Source organism: Marinobacter sp. E2, from assembly GCF_055755345.1.
In genome coordinates this window covers 2,592,797-2,603,598 of the sequence record NZ_CM146911.1, presented here as the reverse complement: position 1 = coordinate 2,603,598, position 10,802 = coordinate 2,592,797, and the positions used below count along the sequence as shown (strand labels likewise).

The 10,802-nt window shown below is 46.5% G+C and carries 10 protein-coding genes; all 10 read left to right on the top strand.

Going from position 1 to position 10,802, the window contains the following annotated elements:
* Positions 1–2: 2 nt before the first annotated feature.
* A complete protein-coding gene (locus AC0J1C_RS11865) occupies positions 3–1,331 on the top strand; it encodes an ANL family adenylate-forming protein (protein ID WP_473044064.1) in 1,329 nt (442 codons plus the stop codon).
* 4 nt (positions 1,332–1,335) lie between these two features.
* Positions 1,336–2,055, top strand: a complete 720-nt coding sequence (locus AC0J1C_RS11860; RefSeq protein ID WP_473044063.1) for an SDR family NAD(P)-dependent oxidoreductase — start codon at positions 1,336–1,338, stop codon at positions 2,053–2,055.
* Positions 2,052–2,837 carry a hypothetical protein gene (locus AC0J1C_RS11855; RefSeq protein WP_473044062.1) on the top strand — a complete coding sequence of 262 codons (786 nt, stop codon included), beginning with the start codon at positions 2,052–2,054 and terminating at the stop codon, positions 2,835–2,837. The genes AC0J1C_RS11860 and AC0J1C_RS11855 overlap by 4 nt, the downstream gene beginning before the upstream one ends.
* Position 2,838: 1 nt before the next feature.
* On the top strand, positions 2,839–3,891 hold the full coding sequence (pseI, locus tag AC0J1C_RS11850) for a pseudaminic acid synthase (protein WP_473044061.1): 1,053 nt from the start codon (positions 2,839–2,841) through the stop codon (positions 3,889–3,891).
* The gene (locus AC0J1C_RS11845) at positions 3,888–4,571 is read left to right on the top strand and encodes a PIG-L deacetylase family protein (protein WP_473044060.1); all 684 of its coding nucleotides are present in this window, start codon (positions 3,888–3,890) and stop codon (positions 4,569–4,571) included. Before pseI ends, AC0J1C_RS11845 begins: the two co-directional genes overlap by 4 nt.
* Before the next feature lie 172 nt (positions 4,572–4,743).
* Entirely contained in the window at positions 4,744–5,751 is a 1,008-nt protein-coding gene (locus AC0J1C_RS11840; protein ID WP_473044059.1) for a glycosyltransferase family 52, read from the top strand.
* Positions 5,752–5,904: 153 nt separating this feature from the next.
* A complete protein-coding gene (locus tag AC0J1C_RS11835) occupies positions 5,905–7,098 on the top strand; it encodes a hypothetical protein (RefSeq protein ID WP_473044058.1) in 1,194 nt (397 codons plus the stop codon).
* Entirely contained in the window at positions 7,064–7,762 is a 699-nt protein-coding gene (locus tag AC0J1C_RS11830) for a WecB/TagA/CpsF family glycosyltransferase (RefSeq protein WP_473044057.1), read from the top strand. The genes AC0J1C_RS11835 and AC0J1C_RS11830 overlap by 35 nt, the downstream gene beginning before the upstream one ends.
* Positions 7,763–8,669: 907 nt before the next feature.
* Positions 8,670–9,407 carry a hypothetical protein gene (locus AC0J1C_RS11825; RefSeq protein WP_473044056.1) on the top strand — a complete coding sequence of 246 codons (738 nt, stop codon included), beginning with the start codon at positions 8,670–8,672 and terminating at the stop codon, positions 9,405–9,407.
* A 132-nt stretch (positions 9,408–9,539) separates the two neighbouring features.
* The gene (locus AC0J1C_RS11820; protein ID WP_473044054.1) at positions 9,540–10,691 is read left to right on the top strand and encodes a hypothetical protein; all 1,152 of its coding nucleotides are present in this window, start codon (positions 9,540–9,542) and stop codon (positions 10,689–10,691) included.
* The last annotated feature ends 111 nt before the right edge of the window (positions 10,692–10,802 follow it).

Sequence of the window (10,802 nt, the reverse complement as noted above, 5' to 3'; positions counted from 1 at the left end):
TTGTGATTCTGGAAGAGCTACTGAAAAAAATCAGTGACGATCAGGTTTTGTGGGTTTCGCCAGAAGGACAGAAAACTTCTGGAGACCTGATGCGAGACATTGCTGCCTGTAGGGATTTATTGCGAGGCATCGATGCTTCCAGGGTAGCCCTTGAGTTGGCAGACAGCATAGACGCTCTTACTTGGATGATTGCGCTTGATGGAGTGGCGGAAGTTGTTTTTCTGGTTCCTGATTCACTCAGAAGCTCTGATGACTATGGTTCCTTGAAAGCACGTTTTCAGCCGACCCTCTCTGTCGATGAATCGTTTTCAGGCAACGCTCCGGAAAAAAGAGGCGACTTTTCAGGGAACCCCCAGGCAGCTGTTAACACCCTTTGGGTGTTGGCAACGTCTGGAACCACCGGGACGCCTAAGCTCATCGAGCATTCGACGGATAGCCTGACTAGGACCTGTAAACTCGACCCCAATCGAGGGCGAGATTTCATTTGGGGCCTGGTATACGATCCGTTCAGGTTCGCCGGCCTTCAGGTGGTTCTTCAGGCCTTAGCGAGTGGCTCTCGGCTTGTTCTTTGTAACCATATTGGGAACATTCGAGATCAGGCAGCCTTCCTTCGGGAAAACAATACAAATGCGCTTTCGGCAACCCCCACCTACTGGCGGAAACTGCTGATGAGTGGTGTCTTGGGAGATCAGCAATTCAGGCAGATTACCCTCGGTGGCGAGCCGGCAGATCAATCGATCCTGAATGCGCTTAAAGCGGCATTTCCGAACGCCAGGATCGCGCATATTTACGCCTCTACAGAGGCAGGCGTTGGTTTTTCCGTAACAGACGGTTTAGTGGGTTTCCCTGTTCAATACTTGGACCAGGGAGTGGCTGGAAACCAGCTCCGAATTAGTGAATCAGGAACATTGCTGATAAAACCCGAGAGATATGTTCCTTCGGCTGGCGGAGCCTCAATGGCAAACTCTGATGGTTTTATCGATTCGGGGGACCTCGTGGCCATGCGTAACGAGCGCGTTTTGTTTCTGGGCCGCGATTCGGGTGCTATCAACGTTGGCGGCAATAAGGTCGTTCCTGAGGAAGTTGAGGCCGTAATCCGGGAAGTGGACGGTGTTGGCGAGGTACTCGTGAAGCCCAAAGGAAGTGGTGTGATGGGGCAACTCGTAACGGCTGAGATTCAGCCCAGAACGCCCGATACGGACAGGGCAGCCCTGAAAAAGGAAATCATGAGTCACTGTAGGGCGCGGCTTGAGAAATATAAGGTGCCCGCTCTCATTCGGTTTGTGACTGAAATTGAGCACAATCCAACTGGCAAGATCAGCAGGAAATAACGTTATGGATTTAGTACTGGTTTCCGGAGGTACCCGGGGTTTGGGTCTCGCAATTTCAAAGCGGTTGGCTGCAACAGGTTACAAGGTCATCGTAGTAGGCAGAAAATGTTCTTCCGAGTGCGAAGAATGGCTGGCAGTTACCGACAATGCCGTGTTCGAACCGTATGATTTTTCGGATACATCGGGTATTCATGAGTTCAGCCAGCAAGTGACAAAGAAATACGGTCGTCTCTATGGCCTGGTAAACAATGCGGCTTTAGGGCTTGATGGTGTTCTGGCGACCATGCATGAAAGCGATATATCCAAAGTTCTTCGGGTTAATGTTGAGGCGCCGATTCTTCTGACAAAATACCTCCTGCGACCGATGTTGATTAACAGGAAGGGGAGAGTTATCAACATCTCTTCCATCATTGGGAGCACAGGTTTTAAAGGCCTTGCAGTTTATGGAGCCACAAAGTCTGCCATGAACGGCTTTACAAAATCTTTGTCTCGGGAAGTAGGAAAGGCCGGAATAACGGTTAATAGTGTGGCACCCGGGTATATGGCGACGGACATGACCCAGGGACTTGAGGGCGAAAAGCTGGAGTCGATAAAAAGGCGAAGTCCTCTTGGTGAGCTTGCACATGTGGACGACGTAGCAAGTATGGTGAACTACCTGATGTCCGACGATGCCAAAATGATAACCGGCACTGTAGTTACCGTGGATGCGGGAAGCACGGCATGAAGTTTCAGATTCGCCGCGGTTCCGAAAAAGATGCGGAAGGGATTGTTCGCCTTTTTTCCGAAGGAGGCAATCCGCACGGTTGGAGCATGCAGAAGTGGCAACATTATTATCAGGAATATCCCGAAGGAGAAACGGTCTTTTTCGTTGCCGAATCAGAGCATGGAATTATCGGACATTATGGTTTATTCCCGGTCACCATTGGCGAATATAAGGTCTATATGGGGGCGCACGCCTATGTAACCGAATCCGTTCGGGGTTTGGCGGTGATCTCACGCTTAATGAAGTCATTAGACGAATTCTGCATTGATAATGGGATCCCTTTTATAGTTGGCTTTGCTAACCAAAGGTTTACTACCGTAAAAACCACATTGTTCCGGTGGAAGACCCCGTTTTTCGCGAGCTTTGTAACTACCGATGACTTTGATCCTGAGGAGTTTATAGACAGGCCCTTTAGTTTTAACTACTCCGATAACTGGTTGAAGTGGCGGTTTGGAGAAGTTGACCAGCCAGTGATTAGCAAATATCAGAATAAAGAGAGCGCTACCCCGGTCTTTCAGCTCTTACATACGGAATCGCGTGTAACCGCCGCTGAGCATGGGCTCTCGAAGTTCGAATGCTGGTCTCCATCGGGGTACCAGAAAGAGCCGGAAAAAGAAGTTTTCAGTCAGCCGTTTTCCGTAAAAATCTATGACAAACAATGGGGTGGCCCCGACCTTCTGAATCCAGAGAACTGGCACATTCAGATGGGGGACTCCGATACCTTTATCTTCAAGGCTAAATAAAATGGAAGCAATCAAGATAGGCGATCGCCTCGTTGGACCCGATCAGCCGCCGTTTATCATTGCGGAGATGTCGGGTAATCACAATCAATCGCTCGATCGGGCCATGGAGCTGGTACAGGCAGCTTCAGAAGCTGGCGTTCACGCTCTTAAGCTTCAAACGGCAAGCCCTGATGGTTTGACGCTGAATGTCGATAGCCCTGAATTCCTGATTGACGACCCGTCTAGCCCCTGGCATGGGCGCAACCTTTATCAGCTTTATAAAGAGGCTGTTACGCCATGGGAATGGCACAAGCCGATATTTGAGCGTTGCCATGAATTGGGCCTAACCGTGTTCAGTTCTCCTTTCGAGCCTTCGGCAATCGACCTGCTCGAAGAACTCGACGCTCCGTGTTACAAAATCGCTTCGTTCGAGTTGGTTGACCTTCCGCTCATAAGGAAGGCCGCAGCTACCGGAAAACCTCTGATTATGTCCACAGGCATGGCCTCGGTTTCCGATATACACGACGCGGTAGAAGTGGCCAAAGGCGAGGGTAATCACAACCTGATCCTCCTGAAATGTACATCGAGTTACCCTGCAACAGCAGGCGACGCAAATATTGCCACTATCCCTCACCTACGGGAAATGTTCGGTTTGCAGGTTGGGTTGTCGGACCACACGCTTGGTATTGGTGTGCCCTGTGCAGCTGCCGCGTTGGGTGCAACCGTCATTGAGAAGCACTTTACCCTGAGACGATCAGACGGCGGCGTAGACGCCTCGTTCTCACTGGAGCCTCACGAATTCTCGGCACTCGTTGAGGAAAGCGAGCGCGCCTGGGCAAGTGTTGGCAGCGTTGTCTATGGTGGCGCCGAAATTGAGAAAAAATCTCTTAAATTCAGACGCTCCCTCTACATTGCAAAAAGCGTCAAACAAGGTGATGTACTGACTGAGGAAAACCTGCGCATTGTTCGTCCAGGCTACGGATTAGCGCCTAAAAACATCGATGTGTTGCTGGGAAGAAAGGTGAACAGGGATCTTGCGGCCGGCACCGCCATGAAGTGGGAGTTCATTGGATGAGCAAAAATGTTCTGGTGGTAGCCGCCCACACCGACGACGAGGCTCTAGGCTGCGGAGGTACCATCGCTCGCCACGTGGCGGAAGGAGATATCGTTTACGCTGTTTTTCTGGCGGATGGAGTGACATCCCGCCCAGGTGCTACACCTGAAGAGTTAGAGCAGCGGAATGCAGCTGCAGAAAAAGCCCACAAGATACTGGGAATAACCAAAGCGTACATGCTCGGTTTTCCGGACAACCGTATGGATAGCGTTCCGCTATTGGATATTGTTCAAGCACTAGAAGCGGTAATCGAGGAATTAAAGCCACAGGTAGTCTATACCCACCACTACGGTGATCTAAATATCGATCACCGCATTACCCACCAAGCAACAATGACTGCTTGCAGGCCAATGCCAGGCTCCTCAGTGCTTGAATTGTATGCATTCGAGGTGCTATCGGCAACCGGTTGGAATACTCCAGGGGCTACCCCTTTTGTTGCTAACGCGTACATAGACGTCTCAGGCTTCATGGGAAAAAAGATGGAAGCGTTACGGGCCTATGAGTTGGAAATGCGGTGTGAACCCCATCCAAGATCGTTTGTGAATGTGCAACGATTGGCCGAATTTAGAGGAAACACTGTCGGCTTAGCGGCGGCGGAGAGCTTTCAACTGCTCAGAAGTATTGATGTTTTTAGCAAATAGTCAGATAAAGCGTTAGCAAAAGCAATACAGATACCTGCTAAAGTCTGTTCGAGCGATGAACAGCTTTCTGTCTGCGTTGTGTTTGATCATTCGGTTAAGGCTTCGTTTTAAAACGGTCTGGTCGAGACTTTATATTCCTCTGTCTCAAAGCAGTATTCGCAACCGAGTTAATATGCATAACCTATTTATCGCTCTTACACCGCTCCATGTTATAACGGCAACTTGCTCAGATAAACGTGAGCCAGAGGACCTCGTTGTACTCATTGATCAGAACGGATGCTTATTTTATTTTTACGAAATAATTCGCCACTCTGACCTAATTAAAAACCTTAAATATGTAGATGCGTCTGCATTACTGGATAAGATACCTTCTTACTTCTTTAATAATAAGAACCCAATATCAACCCGCTTTGAAAAAAATATTCGTCATCTGACCGACCGAAAATATGAACATGTCTACGTATTTAACGATCTCGCACCAGAAGTTCAACTTATTTTAAGTCGAATAAATTTTTCGACCGTGCACTACATCGAGGACGGAAGCGCAGCCTACAACTCACACTATGTTGCTAGAAACATATATAAAGAAATTATTATAAAGGTGCTCTTCGGTGGATTTTATGATCCAATAAATGTAATTGGAACATCGAAATATATCTTTGATGGGCTTTATTCATACCCGGAAAGCGTGAGGGCAGAGAATAAATCAAAACCGGTAAAAAAGCTAAGCTTTAAAAAAGATTATAGAAGTAATTTGAGGTTGTTGGCTCACCGCTATAGAAATATTTATGGCAAGAGTGACGACACAAGAAAAAAGTGCATAATATTCGTTCCACAAAGTCAGGAATCAGATATTTCAAAGTTGGTAAGTAATGCCCAATCAAATGCTGGAATGCTCGGTTTTTCCGATCTTCAATTTATTTTAAAGTTTCATCCCTTTTCAGATGTAGAGATCGAAAGTGAAGTTTTGAGTGATGAGAGACTTATTTTGTGTCCCAGAGAAATGCCTGGAGAACTTTTGCCCGAGATTTACAAGAACGTGGTGCTAGTTCTAGGTGAGGGAAGCACTATACTTATGAATATAAGAAGGTTCTACGATAATATAAAAGTTTTGAACCTTGCAAAATCAAGTCCGAGCTCTTACGATAAATTTCTCACGAAGATAGGGGTGATCAATTAGAATTGCTAAGGGAGCTGCTATGATTCTAAGAATCTTAAAGAATAGCTTTTACCTTACGGTGCGAATTGATATTGAATTCTTTGAAAAAACGAGATTGTTTTTTGCGCCAATTCGATCCCGCTACCATTTATTTACTCTGTTCGGAAATTACAGGTGCGCATAGCAGTTAGGCCAGTTAAAAAATACTATGCCCTTTCTTACCCATTTTTTTGGTTTTTGGGTCTATATCTATTATTTTTCATTCCATATTTTCTATGGTTCTTTAAAACCGCCACAGGTAAGCGTGATTCGGTGATTGATGGATTTTTATTATTTTTTTTATATCAATTTTTGTCTCTCGTAATTGGCTTTTACTGGAATTCAGAATTTCAATATGCCCGAGTTCCAAATATTCTGCATAATATGGCTGTGTTCTTGTTGATTCCAGCAGGATACTTGATGTGTGCAAGGCCCGGTGTGCCACAATCGGTGCTCAGTTTTTCTCGTCGGATTCTGTTTTCCTTTTTCTTGCTCTCTTGTTTTGTCTTTGTTTACTCTTATGCTAGAAGGGATGCATTGGTATTCTCTTACCCATGGGCCGATGTTTATTTATCTAGGGTCGGATTTATTGGTGGAATTACAATGCCTCGCGTTTCCCTGTTTGCTCCGTATGTGAATGGAACTGCAATACTTTCTTTTTTGACTTATTCAATCTATCTGCATAAAACTGGGGAGCCGGCGCTTTCGAAGCTGATAATTGGTTTTCTTTCACTTTCCATTGCGCTGTTTGCTGGTTCGCGGATCGTTGTTTTTTCGATATCTATTTTGATATTTCTTTCTTTGATTCGCGGAAGATTGTCCTTGATTCTAATATTTATTCTTCTTCCAGTTATATTATATTTATTTTTAGAGATAAATTTTTTAGCAGCTGTTCAATCTGCTCGAAGCGGCTCCAGTGAGACGCGAATGTGGATTTATCAAGTCGGATTAAACTTGATGTTCGAAATTAACTTGCTTACAGGTCTAGGGATAAAGCCCTATATTGATTTGATACCAGATTATCCCGTTGGGTCTCACTCCACCTTTATTGGCTATGTTATAAAACACGGTCTTTTTTCATTGCTATTTTTGTCTGCCTGGCTGTTCTTTGTGGTTAAAGTAACTGCCGATAAAATTTCAGCTTTTATATTTGCTCAAGTTGGAAGCCTTCCGGCGATTGCAACTATGCCGGTAGCACTATTGGTTTTTATGTTTGAAGATGTTGATGCATATGAGCTGAATGCGCTTCTTTTTGGCTTTCTTCTTTATTTTTGGCTTCAAAAGGATTGTTCTGGTGACAAATGCCGCCGAAAAACCTGTTTTAGATAAATTATCGAAAAATCAACAGATCGAAAATAAGTGCCTGAATTCATTCGTAAATCCCTATTCATATATTCTTAGAAGAAAGGGGTACACTGGTATCGATCATTGGTATGTTGACGGTCAATTCGCGGTTTGGTTTCTTAATTTATTCGGCTTCAATGTTAAAAGAAGGTCTTTTGATATGACCTCATTAGCACCAGAGGTTTTTGGTTTCTGCGAGGATAATGTTAAGAGTATTGTTTTTGTAGGCGCTTCCGCAGAAGATGTCGGAGAATTTGTCAATGTCGTCCGTGAAGAATATCCAAAGCTCAATATTCTATTTTATCGTAATGGGTTCTTCCAATCTCAGTCAGATATTGAAGATACTCAACTTAGAATTATCAATGAGGATCCCGATTTTGTGATATGTGGCATGGGTGCGGGTAAACAGGAGGACTTCTTAATAAAGCTTCGAGAAAATGGTTGGTCCGGTACGGGTTATACCTGTGGGGGGTTCATTCACCAAACCGCTTCCGCTGGCATCAGATACTACCCCGCATGGGCTGACAAGCTTCATTTGAGATGGCTTTACCGTATGATCGATGAGCCGAAGCTTATTAAGCGGTATTTTAAATATTATCCTATTTTTCCATTTTTCTTGATTTATGATTTTTGGAGAAGGCGGCCTTAAGTTGAGATTGCTTAACTTCCATTATGGAATTCGATTGGTGGCTCATTAGTTTTCCTTATTTCGCGATCAAAGGAGCGGAGATTTCCGGAGGGTTAGTGGTGTCTCCAATAACTTGCTCCTCAACGGTTTGGTGGTTGAGCCAATTAGGAGTCAGATGTCGTAGTAAAACATTGGCCTCATGGCCACCTTGAATGTCAGCGCGCCCTAGTCCTTGTCATTGAAAGGCATTACTATCTCGTACTCGCTACTGCATGCCTTGCCGTTGCGTGTAACGCCAGCTTTTTTTGAATGGAGGTGCCTCAATATTCCTCCTGCTTCTGTTCTTGCGGTTTCGTTAGGTGTGGCGATGACATCCTCTTTGTCTTTGCAGCAGTAAACCTTTGTCCCGAGGCGGTTTGAATCCAGGTTAGCCTTTTGGGGCCGTTCTGCTCGCCGAGGCCGAAAAAATATTCGCATTGTAGATTTTTCGATGCTGCTCCAACGTGGCCACGAGTGCCCTCAAAAGGGGGTGTTTTGGACTAGGGCGACGTTTGTTGATTAACGTGCTACTTTGAGTTCGATGAGTATGTTTGGGACAGAGGGGTAAGTCTAGGCTGTTTCCGGCACTGGTTTCGAATCGCTGGGAGATGAGTTCGATATTGTGGGATTTGAAGAGAAGTGTTGCCGGTCCTCATTAACATTAGCCGGGAGTCTTAACTTCAAGTGATGGTTGCTGAAATAATCAGGCTTTTGGCGTAAACTGCCGCCCACCTTCAAGAAAGCGGGCTTTCGTAGATTACGATGGCCCGTTTCTGTTTGGTGGGGGCAAAATTTTTGTTGCTGGGTCGTTGGGGACAACCTTATCAGAGATCAGAACCCCGCTCGTTAAGAACGAATTTAGGTCGTTAACCGTATTTAGAGGTTCATAATGTCATCTTCAGAGTCTTTTCTGGTTGAGCTGGCGGCTTTGCTGGTCCGTCTCAGAAAGCTTTTTTTGGGGGCCTTTGTGTTCGTATTGATTGCGGGCGCAAGCTTTCAGTTGTTAAGCAAACCGAAGTACCAATACGTCACTCTCGTTAAGCTGGCGGAAAATGGCGAAGGTGATTTGATCGAGACCAGTGAGGGCGTGATTACATCCATTGAATCACAGTGGCTGCCTCGGGTTTGGAGGGAGTTCCGCGGTAATCGCGATCAAGTACCATCCTTTGAGGTAGATGCAAGAGAGGTTGAGGGCGGTTATATCATCTTAACCTCGGTAGGAGCCTCTGATAATGCCTCTGAAATCGACAAAGTGCATTCCGCTCTGGTGAATAGTGTGGTTGAGCGCCAGGCTGAACTGGTGCGATTGGTGAAGGATAAACTAAAGGCTCAAATCGAGGTGGCTGAGAAAAGCCTTAAAACGGTTAGTCGAGGAGAAGGTTCGGAGTCCTCGGTGTCGGGGGTTCTTGAGACCTTGGTGTCTCTGGAAGGGCGTCTGGCAGGCATGCAGAACGCCGAAATAAGGGTAGTAGCTCAGCAGAAAGAGAAGTCGCTTGGGCTTGACCTCCCTGTCCGGCTGGCGTTGGTATTTTTGATGTCGGTTATTGTTGGCGTTTTGGCGGTACTGTCTTTTCAATTTGCAAATCAGGTTCGCGAGAAAGTGCGGGGAGACACCGGCCAGCTGTGATTCAGTCGCGTGATTTCTGATATGAGACCCCGAATCGGTTTTTCCTGGTTACTCTTACCGTTTCCAGCGGTGCTCGGTGCTTTTATGTACACTGGATGGGTGTTCGAGGGGTACCACTGGGGGTATCTAGGCGTGATGCTGGTCTGGATGCTAGCGGTTATCCTCGGTTTTGGGGTTGTTATTGCGGTGTTCCCGGCGCGCTCGCCGGAAATGCGGTTGAGCTATCGAACGATTGATTTCCGGTGGGATCTTGTGCTCTTGGTGTTAGGAGCACTTGCAATTGCAGCGCTGTTTTACGACCGGTACTTCCTACGAGGGATTGACTATTTGGAGGTGGGTGTCGCCAAAGGCCGCGCGCTCCTCAACGCAGCGGACCATCAGAGCACGGTTTTCAGTATTTTCGGTAATTTCTTTCTTTACTCCTATCTTTTTCCACTCATTCGCTCAATTTTGTTCTGGGAAGAACGACAAACCCGGGTACATATAGCTGTTACTTCAGTTGTCGTCCTGGAATTGGCGGCCGTTTCCTATGTGATGGGTGGCCGCACGGCCATTCTGCTCGCGATTGTGGTTGGTTTGGGTAGTCTTGTTCTTCGCCAATTTGTGGGGAAAACCTATCGGCCCGCTTTTTTCAGTTTCACCAAGTTACTTATACTTACAATCGTCGCAACTATGGTCTTTGCCGTGTTCTTCTGGTTTCGGAGCCACGCTTTCGGTGACGGCAGTTCCTTCGACTACTACTTGAACATTTGCGGTCATCTAACAAGCGGCACGTTTCTTCAATGCGATTTCGGAAGCGCCAGCGGAGCCTGGCGGGACGTCTCCAATTATCTTCACCTGGTACTTTTGTATGGCACCCATGGCACTTGGCTGACCCAAGAAATAGTGCAGTCGGGTATGCCCCAAGGCTGGATTACACCCCAAGGATTGTTTGCTGTACTTTTCTCGCGATTTGGTGCAGAAGCCCCTCCCACGGCTTTTGCCGGGCTTTGGGTTCCGGGTCCTGCGTCACTACTACACGATTTTGGGTTCTGGGGCATGCTATGCTTCGCGGCCACATTAGGAGGAGTCGCTGGGGGGCTCATACGCTATCAAAGGGCATGCGGTGTAAATTTTGCTGCTTACGCCTTGGTTTTCTTGGTGGCGTACTGGTTTCTATCATTCTTGATCTTTCCGTTGAATATTCCTGGGTTTTTGATTTCGGTCTGGCTCGGGTTGTTTTTTTGGCTGACGCACTTGCTATTGAGGACAGTTAAAATGCTAATTACTGAAAGGTTTTCATGAGGATAGGTCTAACCAATATCTTTTCGTTCCGCCCCCATGCGGAGCACCTTGAGTTCATGGCTCGGCTGCTTGAGGATGCTGGCCATGAGGTCGTTTTTCTGACATGTGACT